The following is a 16,261-nucleotide window of genomic DNA, read 5'->3' as shown; positions in this document are numbered from 1 at the left end:
GATCAAATAGAAGGTCGGGCTCTAAACTCGCATTTTCGGAGCTTTCATCCTGCACGATCGACTCGAGTCTTGATGCAAACTCTTTAGGGTCGTAATAAATGCATGTGACTTGCGATAGCTTATCGTTATTAAAGTTTTCATCATGAACGAGAGAGTAAAAGCTTGAGTAACCAAAAATCATAGCAACTATCTCGCCTAATCCAGTTAGAGATAATTGAATTTCATCCGCCTTCAGGCTTTCTTCGATTGCCAACATGAGGCCGTAAGATGATGGAAAACGGTTAGAGGCCAGCTTTGATTTTAATTGAGCGCTTTCCACGTTGAACCGTTGTCGTTCGAGCTCAGCATTTTTCTGTTTTTTCTCCTCTTCTAGCTCAGCTTGATTCGCTTGGCTTTTTGCTTCCGCCGCTGAGGCTGTAGCCGCTTCCAATACTGCTATCGCCGTTTCGGCTTTTTGTTTAAATCTTAAAGTTCTGAGTTTCAATTGTTCGATTATTTCTTGTCGGCGATCAATGTCTAACTGGACATTCTGCTCTAAAAATTTCTTATCAGGGTCTGCTAATAGCTTTTGCTTATTTAGTGTCTCCTGCTGCTTGATTTTGCCAACCTCGATTGATATGGCTTGTTGATGTAAGCGCTCATTCGCAAACTTTTGTAAGGATTTCAAAAAGAGCGACATCCAAGGGAAAGCAAACAAAAACAACAGCGTCATAAAAAAAGGAATTATAAATAATGTATTTAAGCCAATTGTTTGAGTTTCGTTAATATGCGTGCTGAGAGCATTAATTCGTTCTGCGGTGCTCCCCTCACCCCATATTAGTATTGCCAAATGATTCCAATTGCAGACTATCCATGACCCAATGAATGCACCAATAAATGGATCTTCGACCTTCGTTTTTGTGTTTCCAGATATTGACTGCATTATATCGTCGAGAAATTTCATTCCGTATGACCTACTTTCCAGTGTTCAAAGTGTCGTATGAAGCTGGCTCTCAGGGCGTCTAAGAGTAGCCGCTTTGGGGTGATGATCGATATTGCCAGATTCCTGCGAAGGTAGGGCTGGTTCGTTACCATACAGGCCGTACTGAAGCGTACCTAGTTTCGTAGTGACCGGTAGCAATCCCTGGTGAATGTCCACGTTTTGCCGACCCCAGTCGCTCGCGAGAGTCAGCAACCGGCCCAAAGCGGACATCTCTCCTGGTTCGCTTTGGTCCCATAACTGACCCTCGTAGAGCGCAGCAAGCGTGACTGGGCGTGCTATTCAGAAGTTTTGAGGGCTGCAAGGTACGTGACGCTATTTTAAATATGCTTTCGTGTGTGCGGTATCTTCAAATGTTGAGACTATGTGCTCGCAAAGTAGTGCTATTAAGTTGTAGCGCGCCGTAAGAGTCTCGGAAGAAAATCGCCTTCCAACACTTGCAGCGGTTTCCCGCCCATGAGCTATGGCGTTGCGATGTTCTCGTAACTCTATGAGGTGAAAAACTGCTACTTCGGCAGGAAGCGGGGAGCCGGCTAGGTGGAAGATTTTCCAAATATGCTCTAATTGATCGAAAGCTATATTGGTTCCTGTGGCAGGAAAAATCGAATCATCAATTTTGGCAGCATCTTGTGAATGAAAGGCTTCAATGATGGATGTTTTTTTGTTCCAAAAGGTTTTGTCGCTACATGCAATTAAAGATTTAAAATTTGCGTCCAATGTTACTGCTAAATAAAACATCTTTAGTTCGTGGTTTTTAACGACTTCTGTTTTGAGGAGAGTAAGGAATTCGGAAACAATTGAGGTTGCGGTATATTCTAATGCAGCATATAGCAATATAAAGACTAATCCTTTTTGTGTTTTTACCGCTTCCGCCACCTCGCTCTTGTCTTCGATCATTTTGATAGTGTTGATGAGCGCAAAGGCTTGGCTGAGTCGGTCCGTCGCGCCATTGCGCGTAGCCTCAAACATCGGCGCTGAATCTCTCGTAGCAGTATTGAACTCGTTTAAGTACCCGAACTCTAGAGTTGCTGGCCTCGGAAGTTAAAGCTGTAAGTTCATCATCATTCATGAAGGCGCTTGGGTCGCTTTGTGAGATGTCCTTGCCTTCGTCGATAGCCAGCGCGGCTCCGACTGCCACAGCTTCGTAAAGATTCACAGGGGTGAGCTTTCTGTTTCCGCGCCTAACGCCTTCGGGCAAAAGCTTTGAAAGCTCATTGAAAGTTTTCTCGAACAGCTTGCGATTCTTTTTGTAATTAAAGTTTTTTGATGACTCTGACATGTAGTCGTTTAGGAAGCCGACCACGCTATGGTCAAAATGTTCCTTATTATGAAAATATGCAAAGAATCGCAGTACCAGCTCTCCATAAGTTCCGTCATTTTCTTTTGAGGTAGGAACGTTGACAACGGATCGGAAATCTTCGTTTTCGGAAAGCTCGCTAAGAAAGTCATTAAACTGGCCTCTGAAGACGCATGTTCTGATCTCTTGATCAGTTAACTTTATTCCTCCGGTATTCAGGCGTTCAAAAAGATCAAATCTTACCTTTAAGTCGCTTTTATCACTGAGCGTGGTAACTTTTAAAGGGCGAAGCGAAAACTTTAACCGCAGAGTTTGAGGAAGGTCGTTGAATCGAAGGCCATTGAACTCTGAGAGCACTTCGAGTCCCTGTAAACGCAGGCCTTCGGGAAATCCAAACTTTTCCAGTTGCTCGTCGGTGCCTGAGAAATGTATAAGGGTGCTAAGTCGTTGCACACCATCAATTAGCTCCCAAGTACCATCTTTATTGGCTGCCATGAACAGACTTGGGATTGGAATTCCGAGGAACACAGACTCAATGAGTTTGGATTGATTCGCTGCAGGCCAACGAAATTGACGCTGATAGGCCGGAGCAATGTTTATAATGTCTTGCTCAGCCATTGAGGCGAGCTCTTTTACAGAGATATCAAACGTATCAAAGTCAACTTTTCGCCTTTCTTTCTCGAGCTGCTCTAGATGATCGGTCATGTTATTACCTGGGGACCACATAGGAATGGTCTGCTTTCTGCGACGATTCAGAGATAGCGCACGCGCGTGCTGGGTACTTTCATCGTTTGCCAATGCTGGTGTCAAGGTGCCATGTGGGAAATCCCAGCGATAGATGATGGCTGTTGATACAAAATTGGCGCGATCATGTGATGCGTCGTCAGTAGGCGATCCGTGGCATACGTTCCTCGGCATCCTTGTAAGGTCCTTTGATGATCTGCGATGGGCTCGTTCGTGTCGAGTGTTCCATACTGGACGATTTATTGAGACACGTGGAGTCGGATGGGCCCATCCTTGAGCGGCGGCTTCTGGCCGAATGCTGCCCCTGGCAGCCACCAACCCAAAGTCGTCCGTAGATATTGACAGTGGGTAAGTTGTAGCGGTCCAAGGCGGCATTCATGCCACTTACGGATAGTCGACCTAACCTTGACGGTGATCAATAGCACTTTGCCTGCATGCTGTGATATTCCTATCGCTCCGATCGACTAGCAGAGGGAAATGCAATATGTCCGGTTCAGGTGGTAGCTATTTGGGGCCAGATTCCCCCAGTGATTCTTGTTCAACACTTCAGTTTGACACTCAGCTTGCATCGCCAAAACCGTTGGTGGTCGCTCAGCTGCAGGTTGGCAACGTTCTCGATATAGCCTTTGGACAGGGTGGAAATCAAGTCGTCGTAGCGCTGTGGAATGGCAATGAAGCGGGGGGAATTGTCGATCCACGGCTGAACCAACTGCGGAACTGCATGAACCAGAATGAACAGTTCCAGGCCCGTATACTGAACATCAGTGGCGGGCAAGTGCGAGTTCGGGTGTATCACGTCTAATCGCGAGCAAGGAGAGCTCCATGATTACAATCGTAGGAGGCGTCTACCGGGAGCGGTGCATGCGACCGGGTTGGGACGATATCTATGGATCGGCAGGACGCGCGGCAACGGCGATTGCCCGTTTTGGTGGTAACGCTGAGCTACACGCATGTGTGGATAGCGGAACCCAACTCGTTGTAGACGCACGCGCAGCGGCTGAAGGCTTCAAGTTCAATTCTGCACCTGCTGAGGCCGGGGTGACATTTGAGTATATTCATGGTCTAGCCAACCCCGACATTCGACGTGGTACTCATGCCAGGTCTACCTTATCTGTGAGTGGAGAGAAGGTGCTTCGCTTCGGCATGATCGATGGAACTGCAGTAGTGAACGCAGAGTTCGCGGTATTTGACCCCCAGAACGCCGATGAGCCTGAATCCTTCAGCGCCAATGGTTCTACAGCCAAACACCTGGCCCTTGTCCTGAATCGCCACGAAGCCAACTTGCTGTTGCCCGCCTCCCGCGGATTGTCCCCTCAGGACATCGCGACTGCTTTGGCCAAGCAGGAAAACGCGGAAGTTGTCGTCATCAAAATGGGACCGCTGGGCGCCCTTGTGTACGATAACGGTAAGTTCTCTACCGTACCGGCCTATCGCACTGAGCGCGTTTGGAAGATCGGTTCTGGTGACACCTTTGCTGCCCACTTCGCGCTGGGATGGTTGGACAACGGCCTTTCTGCTCACGCTGCTGCTTCGATCGCGTCCATCGCGACAGCCTTCTATTGTGAGAGCCAAGGCTTCCCCGATCAAACCTTGTTGGCTGCATTCAAGCCGAAGGCGCTGCAGCCCTCTCAGCGGTACCGTGATGGCTACATGCCGAAGGTCTACCTCGCCGGTCCGTTCTTCACGCTCGCAGAGCTCTGGATGGTCGGGCAGGCTCGCCGCGATCTGAAAGCCATGGGACTCGAGGTCTTCTCTCCCTACCACGATGTTGGCCTGGGTACTGCAGAAGACGTTGTTGAAAAAGATCTCCAAGGTGTCCGCAACTGCGATGTGCTGTTCGCGATCGGAGATGGCCTCGACTCGGGCACGATTTTCGAGATTGGTTACGCCCGAGCTTTAAACAAACCCGTCGTTTTCTATGCGGAGAATGAGTCCGAGCAGGATCAGAAAATGATGGAGGGCTCCGACTGCACCATTACTGATGACTACGTCAGTGCGGTCTATCAGATGGTCTGGGAAGCGGTGGAGATATGAAGACAGGGTTGCTGTTGTCCGGAGGCATGGACTCCTTGACGCTTGCTTGGTGGAGGCGACCAGACATCGCCTTCACCCTCAATTACGGTCAACTGGCGGCTCAGGCGGAGATCGAGGCTTCGCGCACGATCTGCCGGGAGCTCAGTATTCCTCACCATGTGATTGAGATCGACTGCCGACAGTTGGGATCAGGGGATATGGCCGGCACACAAGCTGACGACCTGGCTCCGGCCTCGGACTGGTGGCCATACCGGAACCAGATGTTGGTCACGCTGGCGGCGATGAAGGCGATTTCATTTGGTGTGACGCACCTATGGCTCGGCACTGTGAAGTCGGATGGATTCCACAGAGATGGTTCGCCTGAGTTTATGGCTGCGATCAGCCATTTGCTCTCCCTGCAGGAGGGAGGCATGGTGGTGGAGGCCCCCGCGATTGAGCTTTCCACCGCTGAACTTGTGCGTCAGTCGGGTATTCCGGCGGGGCTCTTGGCCTGGGCCCATAGCTGCCACAAGTCCCACGTGGCATGTGGAAACTGCCGCGGCTGCAACAAGTACATGGAGGTCTTCCTGGAGGTCGGCTATGACCTGGATCGACTTGGCTGATCCGATACCTAGGAGTGTTCCTGAGCCTTATACCCCGATCAAGTGGGAGATGGACGAGACCTTCTCACTCCCATTCGCCCCTGGGGTACCTGATCGACCATTCAGTGAGGTCATAGACGCCCGTGCATCTGATCGTGAGTTCGGCTGTGTCGATGATCAACAACTTGGCGCATTTCTCTGGCTGGCCTGTAGAACACGAGGCGTAGGATCTTCAAAGCTTGGTTTCGACCTGGAGCATCGAGCGGCGCCTTCCGCAGGCGCGATTCACCCGATCCATGTTGTTGTTAAACGACCGGGCGATGACCGATGGTGGTTGTATGTGCCTAGGTATCACCGGCTCGCAGAGATCAAGCATGCGCCTGCCAAGCTTGCAGGTCTGCTCGACCATAGCTCGCAGGTTCTGGCAGGTGATCAGGCAACCCGTTTTCTGTTCCTAGCTGAGCCGGGGAAGACTTTGGGCAAGTACCAGGACGGGTGCAGCCTCATCTGGCGCGACGCGGGAGCTCTACTCGGGGTGATGGCTCTGACGGCTACAGCTCAGGGGCTTAACTTCTGCCCGCTTGGCATCACGGGCGAGCCGTGGGCCAGTGGCTTAGCCGATCAGGGCAAGCTGGCTGGGGTTGGTCTTGCGCTTCTTGGTGCGGCCGCGAGCAGCTGAGTCAGGGTTATGATGGCCCATCCCCATGATGCTATGCACAGTGGAGGGGGACGACATCATTTCCAGCCACATCAGCGCATCTAGCTCAGAGGCTCTGACGCCGAGCCCTTTGCTGAAGCGGATGAACTGCTCTTCAAGCTCCAAGTAGTTGCGCTCGACCGTCAGGTTATCCTCGAAGAACTTGCCCAGAAGGCCAGCCCGTAGGATATGGATATCCAGGATGGCCACGTCGTCGGCGTCCAGCCAGTTCCGGGCGACCCATGAGGCAGTCTTGTAACCGATGCCAGGGATATCCAGCAGCCAGTCACGGAGCACCTTTCCTGAGGAAAGCGGCGGTCGTTCCGCAGACAGCTTCTGAAGTGCGGCACTGAGATAGCGAGCCTTCTGCTTGGCGAACCGGTACCGAACCTGGCGTCCATCAATCGTGAGGGGTTCCTGCAGCCACTCAAGCAGAGTGTCTTCTGCTGGGGGTACTGCGCCGAAAGCACCTCGCTCTTTTACGTGATGGAAAGCTGCGATGCCGACGTTGGCGGGAATGCCATGGCCACCCAACAGGCAGGCCCCAACTTCTTCTTTCAGAGTGGCACCGAGCTTGTAGTTGATCCGATTGCCAGTGAGCCGGCGGGCATAAACTTGGTATGCCCAATAGGCCGGTGACGGGAATGCTTCCATAGCTCCCCATGGGACGCCTGGAAGAACTTCCGCCTCAGCTTGGGGTAGCTCGACATTGAAGACCACTTGGTCCATGAAAATAGCGCCAAGCTGCATTAGGCGGCCTCCTCGTCGTTGCCGTAAAGCTCTTGCATCCACTGCATTAATTCGTGTCGCTCAATGGGGTCCAAGCTCTCTATGCGATTACGGAGCCTAGTTTGGCGGCGCTGGATGGTCTGGCGATCCCGGAACGTCTCGCCCAGATAGCGGGTATCGTGCAATCGGCTAGGTGGTGCGAAGTTCATCCACACCACTTCCTCGCGCATCTCTACGTGAGTTTTTGCTGGGAAACTCACTTTTCGCCACCCGGCCAACTCTTGGTTGTAGAGAGTACAGTCATAGCCCGACAGCATCACATTGCAAGGTAGTGCGACCAAACAGCGTAGTAGCCTTATGTGGTCAGCTTCAGTGTAGTCGCAGTGGTAGACCTTCTCGCGCCGGCGCGTTTCGGGAACATAGGGAGGATCCACGTACACTAGTTCCTGACCTTCGAACGTATAGCCTTCGAGGAAGGACACTGCGTCGACCTGGTGGAGCTCGCAGGTTCCTAAGAGCTTCGACTGCCATAGCTTGATGACCTTGGCGTCGATATCCAAGCCTATGTTCCGACGCGCAGCTTTCTTGTTGCGCATGACGGCGCCGCCGCCGAGGTGGGACTCAATGTATGTCTGATGCGGTGGCATCAGGTTGATTAAGCGCTGATAGCACTTGCCTTTTCCGCCTGGGTATCTCATAGATGCATCATCGTCAGAAATGACGATGATGTCAACGCTCACCGGCTGAACAGGCAGCGAAGGGGCTTTTGTCAGTCGCATCTAAGTCAGAGCCTATTGTCATCCCTAATCCGCATGATGCAATGGCTCGTTGCCCTCTCAGCCGACCGCTTCTGGCCACTGGCGGTCATTCGTAGGTGACCACCTTGGTCTTAAACAGGCCCGTAGCTAAACGGTTCCAGAAAAAACTGTGGATCGACCCAAAGCCTTAAGCCGTAGGGAATGACCGAGTATCCGTCATATCGGCCGGTGAAAGCGTTCGACGCAGCGAACTCCACGAATGTGCCGCGCTTGTCGTTAACAACGCGGATACCGGGACATCCAAGCAATGTGTACTTGATGATGGGTTTTGGTAGCGACGCCACCCACATCTGAATCTCTACATCAGAATCATATTGCCAGATTGTCAGTTCCAGTCTGAGTGAGCCTTGCTCAATCAAATATTGATGTGACGTTTCATATTCATCGTGGGAAGGAATGACGCCAAGTACGGCGAAAAGATCAGAAGGATCCCATATGAGCTGCGGCATACCGTGTCCTATTCCAGAGATTGTTATCCATCCTACCCATCATTCCTTTCAGAAGCCGCCATTCATGCACGGTGGCTTTTGGGCCATTTGCTTCCTATCGATAGGAAGGACAGTCATGGGCTACCCCGGAAAAGGAACTGAGAATATTTAGGGCATATTCGTCCGTTTCAACGGGAAGCACCAAAACCCGGCGCAGAACGCCGGGTTTTACCATTGGCAAACCTTTACCTACCGCCCCGGCTCCACGTTATCCAACACCCGGTTCGCCAACAACGAACTCAGCTCAATCAGCTGCTGAATCCCCAGCGCCACATGACGCCGTGCCCCATCCAGATCAAACGCCAGATCATTCACCATGGCATCAGCCGAAGCCAACGTCTCAGTGAGGTTGGCGAGCAGGCATTCGTTATCGAGGCCTTTCACGACGGTGAATAGCTGCCCCGGTTTGGGGGCGTCTTTGGGTTTATCCGGTTTCGGTAGCAAGTAGTGATCGAGCACCCGTTGGGTGATTTCGTCTTGCTGCTTGGCTTTGGATTTTGCGGAGGTGGAGGTGGAATCTGCCTCTGGCGGATTCGGGGTAATTTTGAACATAGACGTAATCTCTCAATTAGGCCGCGACCCTCTCGCTACTAAACGAAAGGGTGGCGGCTGTGCGCAAGTTAGTAGACCGGTGATTACGTCAAACCCGGCGCACCCGAGGGTGCCATGCGCACAGCCACCATCGAGAACAGGCAATGCCTGACTGATGAGACTCGTGCACCGAGACGTAAACCGGGCTACTAAACCCGACCACTGATGGGCAGTGGCAGGAAGACAATAGAACCCAGGCACAAGGCGCACAAGCGGGCGGATTCTGGCGTAGTTGTAGGCAAAGGCGCAAGGATGCGTGGCTTGATGGACGTTGTAGGCGGGGGCTGTAGGAGAAGAGTGTTTTGGCGATGCAGGTGGGTTGTTTTGCTCAGTCCAGCAGTACGAAATGATTTGAATCCGATCCGCCCGTTGTAGAAAATTGCGAGCTTTACCCCAAAAGGATACGGGCGATGAAGTTCGAAGGGACTTTCCAATACATGGGCAATCACGGGATCGTCTTCAACGTCTCGCAGATCACCCTCACCGACAGCGAACGTGGGCGCTTGCGCGAGCTGCATTTTGGCGAGGCAAAAAGCGCCCACTACGAAGTCAACAGCAAGGTCGTCGAGGTATACGACAAGATGCAGGCCAGGGGCCTGCCTTGCGTGATGATGATCAGCATCTCCAAGCCGCTGACCCGGCAACAGGGCGATGCCCTCAATGCCCAGCGCACCACGATCGCCAACCTTGCAACCACGGCCTCGACTGCCGCCGCGAAGGCCGTGGCCCCCTATTACGTGGCAGCATCTGTAGGGGCCGGTGTGCGCACGTACGCCAATGAAATCCTGCCCACCTACCATGCGGGCGACGTACTGGTCAGCATCGAGGCGCAGGTCAACGGCGGCATCGGCCCGCAACGCACTCTCTCGACACTGATCATCAAGGCCTGACCGGAGACGTATATGTCCGTAATTACTCAACTGGCCATTGCCTTGGTGTTGTCCTTTCTGCTTGATCGATTCCTCAAGCCGTATCTGCTACGCAAGTGGCTAGGCGTGGTGTTGGTGGCGGCGGGTGCGGTTGGCTGCTTTGTGGCAGGTCAGAACCGCTTGTTGGGGTTTGATCTGGGTTTGCTGTCGGCTTTTGCCGTGGCGATAGGAATGGGGTTGTTCATGAAGCGACGGCGGTTTGAGTAGGTTGCTGAAGGGGAGAAATGGGCAGATTGAGCTGCAAATAAATCCGGCCCCTTATTCCGATTGGCCTTAGTTTTCTTTCGAGAATTCCTCGCAAGCGTTGCCAAGTTCGGCTGCACTTAAGGAATTTGCCTTCGACTCTATCTCGGCGAATACGCGGGCGTAGGCTTCCGAAGCCCGCAACTTTTTGAGGAAATCTGCATCCGCATCTTGTTGGAAGTGGGCGGTCACCGCAGAGTATCGTTCCCGCATATCAGGATTTACCGAAGAGCACTTGGCCTCGAAAAAATCATAGGGCGCAATAAAGGAAGCCGATGCTTTGTCAGCGCACTCAACACCTGTGCATGGTGAAGTTGCATTGGCTAATGTGGCCCAAAGCATCGGTACGGCAGCTAAAGTTTTCAAAGTGTTTTGCATCGGTTGATCCTGGCTAGGATGAAAGAGGTGCAATTTCGCATGTGCCACTTTCTGGATGGAAAAACCAAAACCCGACGCAAAACGCCGGGTTTTTTCATTGGCAAACCTTTACCTACTGCCGCGGCTCCACATTATCCAACACCCGATTCGCCAACAACGAACTCAGCTCAATCAACTGCTGAATCCCCAGCGCCACATGACGCCTCGCCCCGTCCAGATCAAACGCCAGATCATTCACCATGGCATCAGCCGAAGCCAACGTCTCAGTGAGGTTGGCAAGCAAACATTCGTTATCGAGGCCTTTCACGACGGTGAATAGCTGCCCCGGTTTGGGGTCGTCTTTGGGTTTATCCGGTTTCGGTAGCAAGTAGTGATCGAGCACCCGTTGGGTGATTTCGTCTTGCTGCTGGGCTTTGGATTTTGCGGAGGTGGAGGTGGAATCTGCTTCTGGCGGATTCGGAGTCGCTTTGAACATTGTCACGTTTCCTCGTTAGTAGGCCGCTACCGTCTCGCTACTAAACGAAAGGGAGGCAGCTGTGCGCAAGTTAGTAGACCGGTGAGGAAACGGAAACCCGGCGCGCCCGAGGGCGCCATGCGCACAGCCACCATCGAGTGCAGGCAATGCCTGACTGATGAGACTCATGCGACCGTATCCTTAACCGGGCTACTAAACCCGACCACTGATGGGCAGTGGCAGGAAGACAATAGAGCCCCGGGACAAGGCGCACAAGCGGGCGGATTCTGGCGTAGTTGTAGGCAAAGGCGCAAGGATGCGTAGCTTGATGGACGGTGTAGGGGAGGGCTGTAGGAGAGGGGATTTTTGGCGATTTGGGTGGGGTGTTTTGCGCTGGAACCGAGTCGTTTTCTTCGCGAGCAGGCTCGCTCCCACAGGGTTTTGTGTTGCACACGGTATTTATGAACACCACCGAACAAGTGTGGGAGTGGGCTTGCTCGCGAAGGTGTCGGCACATTCAACATTGATGCAAGCTGACCCGCCGTATTCGCGAGCAAGCTCGCTCCCACACCGGGCGGTGGTGAACACAACATCTGCAACACCCCCAACCCCCTGTGGGAGCGAGCTTGCTCGCGATAGTTATCTGGCGGTCTGATAAAAATGGACCGCCACCCCTGAGCCACGCCTCAGCTGCCTTCATTGTTACAGCTGGCCGCGTGCTTGAGATACGTCAGGGCCTTCTGCTGGCCCATCGAATCAAGGTAGGTGATCCGCGCATTCACCAACCCGCAAGTCTGGCCGCTGTCTTCGGTCAGCGAGATCACTTTGTCGATGTCCAGGTGCGTGCCGTAGGAATAGCTTTCGCTGGCTGCTTTGTCTTGGGCCATGGCGGGTAATGCGCCGGCGCTCAGGGCGGTGATCAGGCAAGCGGTAGCGATGGTTTTCAGGTTCATGGTCGTTTCCCTTCAATGAGTTCGATTGCGTCGTCGAGGCGATGCTTGTTGTCTCGATGGCGCTCATTAAAGGCCCGTGAGGTATCTCGGCTGTGTCGAAAAAACGCCGTGGTTGGATGCGTACGTATCTGAGGTGAATTGCGATACAGATCGATACAATCGCCACTGTTTTTTGCTTATTTTGGGCTGAATAAGCTGAACGCACGGTGCGTCGCCAACCGGCAACACGGCATCGTCACACTGCGCAATCGATGCGCGCATTTCGGAGAGCAGGGCATGGAACATGTCGATCACGTTTTGATCGTGGATGATGATCGGGAAATCAGGGAGCTGGTCGGCAATTACCTGATCAAGAACGGCCTGCGCACCACCGTGGTGGCGGATGGTCGTCAGATGCGGGCCTTTCTCGAAGCCAATCAGGTGGATCTGATCGTGCTCGACATCATGATGCCGGGGGATGACGGGCTGCTGTTGTGTCGCGAGCTGCGCGCCGGCAAGCATAAGGCGACACCGGTGCTGATGCTGACGGCGCGCAGCGACGAGACCGACCGCATCATTGGCCTGGAGATGGGCGCCGACGACTATCTGGCCAAACCCTTCGCGGCCCGGGAGCTGCTGGCGCGCATCAACGCGGTGCTGCGGCGCACCCGTATGCTGCCGCCCAATTTTGTCGTCAGCGAAAGCGGCCGCATGCTGAAGTTCGGCCGCTGGCGTCTCGACACCACCGCCCGCCATCTGCTCGATGAAGACGACACGCTGGTCTCGCTGAGCGGCGCCGAGTACCGGCTGCTGCGGGTGTTTCTCGATCATCCTCAGCGGGTGCTGAGCCGCGACCAGTTGCTCAACCTGACGCAGGGCCGTGACGCGGACATCTTCGACCGTTCCATAGATCTGCTGGTCAGCCGCGTGCGTCAGCGCTTGCTGGATGACGCTCGCGAACCGCTCTACTTGAAGACGGTGCGCAATGAAGGCTACGTCTTTACCTTTGCGGTGGAAATGCTTGAGGAGCAGGCATGAAACTCGCGTTGCAATGGCCTCGCACGCTGGCCTCGCGGCTGTGGCTGGTGTTCCTGGTCGGCTTGATACTCGCCCAGGCCCTGACGTTCGCAGCCCAGTACTACGAACGCTACGAAAGCACCAAGACGGCCATGTTGGGCAACTTCGAGCACGACACGGCGACGTCCATCGCCATCCTCGACCGTCTGCCTGCCGACGAGCGCCTGGCATGGACCAAACGCCTGCAGCGTCGCAACTATGACTATTTGCTGCGCGAACACGATCCCGGCATTCCACTCACGTCGAACGATCTCGCGGCGACGGCGGCGCAATCCCTTCAAGTCGCGCTGGGCAGCAACTATGACCTGACCTTTGTCGAGATCCCGGGCCCACGCCAGCATTTTCAAGCCCAGGTGCGGCTGGCTGACGGCAGCCCGGTGACCATCGATGTGCGTCCCTCGGTCAGGCCGTTGTCGCCCTGGTTGCCCTTTGTCCTGTTCGGTCAGTTACTGTTGATGATCGGCTGCACCTGGCTTGCCGTGCGCATCGCGATACGCCCGCTCAGTCGCCTGGCGGAGGCGGTCGAGAACCTCGACCCGAACGCCCATCCCGTGCCGTTGGATGAAACCGGTCCACGGGAAGTGGCCTACGCCGCCCGCGCCTTTAACAGCATGCAGGCGCGCATTGCCGCTTACCTGAAGGAGCGTATGCAATTGCTCGCGGCGATTTCCCACGACTTGCAGACGCCCATCACGCGCATGAAGCTGCGCGCGGAGTTCATGGACGACTCGGTCGAGAAAGACAAACTGGGCAACGACCTCAGCGAGATCGAGCACCTGGTGCGCGAGGGTGTCGCTTATGCGCGCAGTGTCCACGGGGCGACGGAGACCAGTTGCCGCATCGGCCTGGATTCCTTTCTCGACAGCCTGGTGTGCGATTACCAGGACACCGGCCGGGAGGTCAGCCTGCGCGGCCAGAACGGCGCGATCATCGAGACTAGGCCCCATGCCCTGCGGCGTATTCTGGTGAATCTGGTGGATAACGCGCTGAAGTACGCCGGCACCGCCGAGGTGGAAATCGGCGGCAATGCGAGCACTGGCGTTTCCATCAGCGTGCTCGACCGAGGGCCGGGCATTCCCGAGGAGATCCTGGCCGAGGTGGTCAAGCCGTTCTATCGGGTGGAAAGCTCCCGCAACCGCAGCTCTGGCGGCACCGGCCTGGGCCTTGCCATCGCTCAACAATTGGCCACCGCGATTGGTGGAACGCTGAGCCTGCGCAACCGCGACGGCGGCGGGCTTTGCGTAACCCTCGACTTCGGCGTCGATCAATAGGCCACTACTGCTGGATCAGTGGCATGCATTTGTAAGCCACTGTATCCAGCGCATCTACAGACTCAAAAGAACGCATAGCGGCCGGGTGTCGAACATTTCCGGTATACATGCCGCTGCAAGAATTCTCTCCATCAAGTCGCCACCGGATCCGCCGAATGGCGAGCGATGACCTAAGGAGATCTTGCATGAATACCCAGTCCTCCCACACTCAAGCAGCCAGCTACATCACCACCCAGGACGGCGTACAGCTGTATTACAAGGATTGGGGTCCCAAAGATGGGCCAGTCGTCACCTTCAGCCATGGCTGGCCGCTGAATTCGGATAGCTGGGAATCGCAGATGTTGTTCCTGGCGGACCAAGGCTATCGAGTGATCGCCCACGACCGCCGCGGCCATGGCCGTTCCAGCCAGCCGTGGGAAGGTAACGACATGGATCACTATGCCGATGACCTGGCCACGGTGATCAACACCCTGGATCTCAACGACGTCACCCTGGTGGGTTTCTCGACCGGCGGTGGCGAAATCACCCGCTACATCGGCCGCCACGGCACCGACCGGGTGAAGAAGGCCGCACTGATCAGCGCCGTTCCGCCGATGATGCTCCGGACCGAAGACTACCCAGGCGGCCTGCCGATCGAGGTGTTCGACGGCCTGCGCAAGGCCTCGCTGGACAACCGCTCGCAGCTGTATCGCGACATCGCGTCGGGCCCGTTCTTCGGCTTCAACCGCGACGGGGCAAAAGTCTCCCAAGGGCTGATCGATTCGTTCTGGGTACAGGGCATGCAAGCGGGCCACAAGAATACCTACGACTGCATCGCGGCGTTCTCGGCGACGGACTTCCGTTCCGACTTGGCCAAGTTCGACGTGCCGACACTGATCGTGCATGGCGACGACGACCAGATCGTCCCGATTGACGCCTCCGCCCATGCCGCCGCCGAGCTGGTGCAGGACGCCGAGTTGATCGTCTATCCCGGTGCGCCGCACGGGCTGACCGACACCCACAAGGACCGCCTCAACCAGGACCTGTTGGATTTCCTGGCCAAGTGAACCCATCGCTGCGGCGTCACCCCTCTAATCAATGAAAAAAGGAATGATCATGCTCAATCTCAAATCGCTGTTGGCCGTTACCATCACCGCCGCGTTGGCGCTGACAACCCTTGATAGCGCAACCGCCGCGCAACCCGCCGCCGCCAAGCCGACCATCGTGCTGGTGCATGGTGCCTTCGCCGAATCGTCCAGTTGGAATGGCGTTGCCGCCCAGTTGCTGACCCAGGGCTATCCGGTCGTTGCCGCAGCCAACCCGCTGCGCGGCGTGAAGCAGGACGCCGATTACGTCGCCGACATCGTCGAGCACACCGCCGGCCCGGTGATCCTGGTGGGTCATTCCTACGGCGGCGCCGTGATCACCAACGCCGTGCACGATAACCCCAAGGTCAAGGCGCTTGTCTACGTCGCAGCCTTCGCGCCGGACAAAGGCGAAACCGCGATCGAACTGTCCGGCCGCTACCCTGGCGGCACCCTGGGCCCGACCTTGGCGGCTCCGGTGCAGTTGGACGACGGCAATAAAGATCTCTACATCCAGCAGGACAAATTCGGCCAACAATTCGCCGCCGACGTTCCAGCGGCGGACTCCGCCCTGATGGCCGCGACACAACGCCCAATCAGCGAGGCGGCATTGAAAGAAGCGTCTGGCGACCCGGCCTGGAAAAAACTGCCGTCCTGGTTCATCTACGGCTCGGCGGACAAGAACATCCCCGAGGCGGCCTTGAAGTTCATGGCCGAACGCGCTGGCTCGAAAAAGACCGTCACCGTTCAAGGGGCTTCCCATGTGGTGATGACTTCCAACCCGGGGAAAGTTGCGGAGCTGATTGTTGAAGCGGCGCAGGCCAGTTCCAAAGAGTGATCAGGTAGAGCGGGGCGAGTGACCCCATCTGTTTATCTTCGAGAAGAACCAAAAACCCGGCGCAGGAGGCCGGGTTTTTTCGTTGCGGAAACTGAAAATAAATCTGTCCCCGATTCT

20 protein-coding genes are annotated in these 16,261 nt (G+C 55.1%); 9 read left to right on the top strand and 11 right to left on the bottom strand.

All coding sequences use genetic code 11. From position 1 onward, the window contains the following. The 4 genes from OC610_RS08680 to OC610_RS08665 form a co-directional block, all read right to left on the bottom strand. Nucleotides 1–943 (bottom strand): hypothetical protein (locus OC610_RS08680; protein ID WP_264427442.1); only part of this gene is annotated, 943 nt, incomplete at its 3' end. 351 nt (nt 944–1,294) lie between these two features. Continuing rightward, on the bottom strand, nt 1,295–1,948 hold the full coding sequence (locus OC610_RS08675; protein WP_264427441.1) for an MAE_28990/MAE_18760 family HEPN-like nuclease: 654 nt from the start codon (nt 1,946–1,948) through the stop codon (nt 1,295–1,297). Continuing rightward, a complete protein-coding gene (locus OC610_RS08670) occupies nt 1,941–3,194 on the bottom strand; it encodes a GmrSD restriction endonuclease domain-containing protein (RefSeq protein ID WP_264427440.1) in 1,254 nt (417 codons plus the stop codon). Before OC610_RS08670 ends, OC610_RS08675 begins: the two co-directional genes overlap by 8 nt. 364 nt (nt 3,195–3,558) lie before the next feature. Further along, the gene (locus OC610_RS08665; RefSeq protein ID WP_264427439.1) at nt 3,559–3,795 is read right to left on the bottom strand and encodes a hypothetical protein; all 237 of its coding nucleotides are present in this window, start codon (nt 3,793–3,795) and stop codon (nt 3,559–3,561) included. A gap of 47 nt (nt 3,796–3,842) precedes the next feature. Between OC610_RS08665 and OC610_RS08660 the strand changes: the two genes are divergently transcribed. Genes OC610_RS08660 through OC610_RS08650 form a run of 3 tightly spaced genes read left to right on the top strand, consistent with a single transcriptional unit; the run spans nt 3,843 to nt 6,314 of the window. Next, complete coding sequence (locus OC610_RS08660) at nt 3,843–5,054, top strand: PfkB family carbohydrate kinase (protein ID WP_264427438.1); 1,212 nt, start codon at nt 3,843–3,845, stop codon at nt 5,052–5,054. After that, nucleotides 5,051–5,656, top strand: a complete 606-nt coding sequence (locus OC610_RS08655) for a 7-cyano-7-deazaguanine synthase (protein ID WP_264427437.1) — start codon at nt 5,051–5,053, stop codon at nt 5,654–5,656. Before OC610_RS08660 ends, OC610_RS08655 begins: the two co-directional genes overlap by 4 nt. Next, nucleotides 5,634–6,314: a nitroreductase family protein gene (locus tag OC610_RS08650; protein WP_264427436.1), complete on the top strand. Its 681-nt coding sequence runs from the start codon at nt 5,634–5,636 to the stop codon at nt 6,312–6,314. The genes OC610_RS08655 and OC610_RS08650 overlap by 23 nt, the downstream gene beginning before the upstream one ends. Here OC610_RS08650 and OC610_RS08645 read toward each other — a convergent pair. The 4 genes from OC610_RS08645 to OC610_RS08630 form a co-directional block, all read right to left on the bottom strand. After that, on the bottom strand, nt 6,249–7,082 hold the full coding sequence (locus OC610_RS08645) for an 8-oxoguanine DNA glycosylase (protein ID WP_264427435.1): 834 nt from the start codon (nt 7,080–7,082) through the stop codon (nt 6,249–6,251). The two genes, OC610_RS08650 and OC610_RS08645, sit on opposite strands and share 66 nt — an antisense overlap. Further along, on the bottom strand, nt 7,082–7,840 hold the full coding sequence (locus tag OC610_RS08640; RefSeq protein ID WP_264427434.1) for a DNA adenine methylase: 759 nt from the start codon (nt 7,838–7,840) through the stop codon (nt 7,082–7,084). Before OC610_RS08640 ends, OC610_RS08645 begins: the two co-directional genes overlap by 1 nt. Nucleotides 7,841–7,950: 110 nt before the next feature. Continuing rightward, nucleotides 7,951–8,328, bottom strand: a complete 378-nt coding sequence (locus OC610_RS08635) for a hypothetical protein (RefSeq protein WP_264427433.1) — start codon at nt 8,326–8,328, stop codon at nt 7,951–7,953. 228 nt (nt 8,329–8,556) lie between these two features. Then, a complete protein-coding gene (locus tag OC610_RS08630) occupies nt 8,557–8,919 on the bottom strand; it encodes a DUF6124 family protein (RefSeq protein WP_264427432.1) in 363 nt (120 codons plus the stop codon). A 449-nt stretch (nt 8,920–9,368) separates the two neighbouring features. Here OC610_RS08630 and OC610_RS08625 point away from each other — a divergent pair, with 449 nt between their 5' ends. After that, nucleotides 9,369–9,848: a hypothetical protein gene (locus OC610_RS08625; RefSeq protein ID WP_264427431.1), complete on the top strand. Its 480-nt coding sequence runs from the start codon at nt 9,369–9,371 to the stop codon at nt 9,846–9,848. Nucleotides 9,849–9,860: 12 nt separating this feature from the next. Next, the gene (locus tag OC610_RS08620) at nt 9,861–10,094 is read left to right on the top strand and encodes a hypothetical protein (protein ID WP_264427430.1); all 234 of its coding nucleotides are present in this window, start codon (nt 9,861–9,863) and stop codon (nt 10,092–10,094) included. Nucleotides 10,095–10,160: 66 nt separating this feature from the next. Here the strand turns inward: OC610_RS08620 and OC610_RS08615 are convergent, their stop codons facing one another. From OC610_RS08615 to OC610_RS08605, 3 genes are all read right to left on the bottom strand, one after another. Continuing rightward, nucleotides 10,161–10,508 (bottom strand): hypothetical protein, encoded by a 348-nt coding sequence (locus OC610_RS08615; RefSeq protein ID WP_264427429.1) that lies wholly within the window; start codon nt 10,506–10,508, stop codon nt 10,161–10,163. 112 nt (nt 10,509–10,620) lie between these two features. Beyond that, a complete protein-coding gene (locus OC610_RS08610) occupies nt 10,621–10,983 on the bottom strand; it encodes a DUF6124 family protein (RefSeq protein ID WP_264427428.1) in 363 nt (120 codons plus the stop codon). 665 nt (nt 10,984–11,648) lie between these two features. Next, entirely contained in the window at nt 11,649–11,915 is a 267-nt protein-coding gene (locus OC610_RS08605) for a DUF2790 domain-containing protein (protein ID WP_264427427.1), read from the bottom strand. A 276-nt stretch (nt 11,916–12,191) separates the two neighbouring features. Here OC610_RS08605 and OC610_RS08600 point away from each other — a divergent pair, with 276 nt between their 5' ends. The 4 genes from OC610_RS08600 to OC610_RS08585 all read left to right on the top strand — a co-directional run bounded on the left by OC610_RS08600 (nt 12,192) and on the right by OC610_RS08585 (nt 16,144). After that, nucleotides 12,192–12,932 (top strand): response regulator, encoded by a 741-nt coding sequence (locus tag OC610_RS08600; protein WP_030138951.1) that lies wholly within the window; start codon nt 12,192–12,194, stop codon nt 12,930–12,932. Further along, nucleotides 12,929–14,242, top strand: a complete 1,314-nt coding sequence (locus OC610_RS08595) for an ATP-binding protein (RefSeq protein WP_264427426.1) — start codon at nt 12,929–12,931, stop codon at nt 14,240–14,242. The genes OC610_RS08600 and OC610_RS08595 overlap by 4 nt, the downstream gene beginning before the upstream one ends. 185 nt (nt 14,243–14,427) lie before the next feature. Beyond that, on the top strand, nt 14,428–15,288 hold the full coding sequence (locus OC610_RS08590; RefSeq protein ID WP_264427425.1) for an alpha/beta fold hydrolase: 861 nt from the start codon (nt 14,428–14,430) through the stop codon (nt 15,286–15,288). 43 nt (nt 15,289–15,331) lie between these two features. Beyond that, complete coding sequence (locus tag OC610_RS08585; RefSeq protein ID WP_264427424.1) at nt 15,332–16,144, top strand: alpha/beta fold hydrolase; 813 nt, start codon at nt 15,332–15,334, stop codon at nt 16,142–16,144. Nucleotides 16,145–16,261: the final 117 nt, after the last annotated feature.

Source organism: Pseudomonas agronomica, assembly GCF_025917275.1.
GTDB classification, from domain to species: domain Bacteria; phylum Pseudomonadota; class Gammaproteobacteria; order Pseudomonadales; family Pseudomonadaceae; genus Aquipseudomonas; species Aquipseudomonas agronomica.
This window is presented reverse-complemented; position numbering and strand designations above follow the sequence as displayed.

What these genes read in the sequence shown, in the direction of transcription:
- OC610_RS08595 (WP_264427426.1), top strand. Translation starts at nt 12,929, where the DNA reads ATGAAACTCGCGTTGCAATGGCCTCGCACGCTGGCCTCGCGGCTGTGG.
- OC610_RS08630 (WP_264427432.1), bottom strand. Translation starts at nt 8,919, where the DNA reads ATGTTCAAAATTACCCCGAATCCGCCAGAGGCAGATTCCACCTCCACC.
- OC610_RS08625 (WP_264427431.1), top strand. Translation starts at nt 9,369, where the DNA reads ATGAAGTTCGAAGGGACTTTCCAATACATGGGCAATCACGGGATCGTC.
- OC610_RS08635 (WP_264427433.1), bottom strand. Translation starts at nt 8,328, where the DNA reads ATGCCGCAGCTCATATGGGATCCTTCTGATCTTTTCGCCGTACTTGGC.
- OC610_RS08640 (WP_264427434.1), bottom strand. Translation starts at nt 7,840, where the DNA reads ATGCGACTGACAAAAGCCCCTTCGCTGCCTGTTCAGCCGGTGAGCGTT.
- OC610_RS08590 (WP_264427425.1), top strand. Translation starts at nt 14,428, where the DNA reads ATGAATACCCAGTCCTCCCACACTCAAGCAGCCAGCTACATCACCACC.
- OC610_RS08650 (WP_264427436.1), top strand. Translation starts at nt 5,634, where the DNA reads ATGACCTGGATCGACTTGGCTGATCCGATACCTAGGAGTGTTCCTGAG.
- OC610_RS08645 (WP_264427435.1), bottom strand. Translation starts at nt 7,082, where the DNA reads ATGCAGCTTGGCGCTATTTTCATGGACCAAGTGGTCTTCAATGTCGAG.
- OC610_RS08660 (WP_264427438.1), top strand. Translation starts at nt 3,843, where the DNA reads ATGATTACAATCGTAGGAGGCGTCTACCGGGAGCGGTGCATGCGACCG.
- OC610_RS08600 (WP_030138951.1), top strand. Translation starts at nt 12,192, where the DNA reads ATGGAACATGTCGATCACGTTTTGATCGTGGATGATGATCGGGAAATC.
- OC610_RS08670 (WP_264427440.1), bottom strand. Translation starts at nt 3,194, where the DNA reads ATGCCGAGGAACGTATGCCACGGATCGCCTACTGACGACGCATCACAT.
- OC610_RS08585 (WP_264427424.1), top strand. Translation starts at nt 15,332, where the DNA reads ATGATCATGCTCAATCTCAAATCGCTGTTGGCCGTTACCATCACCGCC.
- OC610_RS08610 (WP_264427428.1), bottom strand. Translation starts at nt 10,983, where the DNA reads ATGTTCAAAGCGACTCCGAATCCGCCAGAAGCAGATTCCACCTCCACC.
- OC610_RS08620 (WP_264427430.1), top strand. Translation starts at nt 9,861, where the DNA reads ATGTCCGTAATTACTCAACTGGCCATTGCCTTGGTGTTGTCCTTTCTG.
- OC610_RS08675 (WP_264427441.1), bottom strand. Translation starts at nt 1,948, where the DNA reads ATGTTTGAGGCTACGCGCAATGGCGCGACGGACCGACTCAGCCAAGCC.
- OC610_RS08605 (WP_264427427.1), bottom strand. Translation starts at nt 11,915, where the DNA reads ATGAACCTGAAAACCATCGCTACCGCTTGCCTGATCACCGCCCTGAGC.
- OC610_RS08655 (WP_264427437.1), top strand. Translation starts at nt 5,051, where the DNA reads ATGAAGACAGGGTTGCTGTTGTCCGGAGGCATGGACTCCTTGACGCTT.
- OC610_RS08615 (WP_264427429.1), bottom strand. Translation starts at nt 10,508, where the DNA reads ATGCAAAACACTTTGAAAACTTTAGCTGCCGTACCGATGCTTTGGGCC.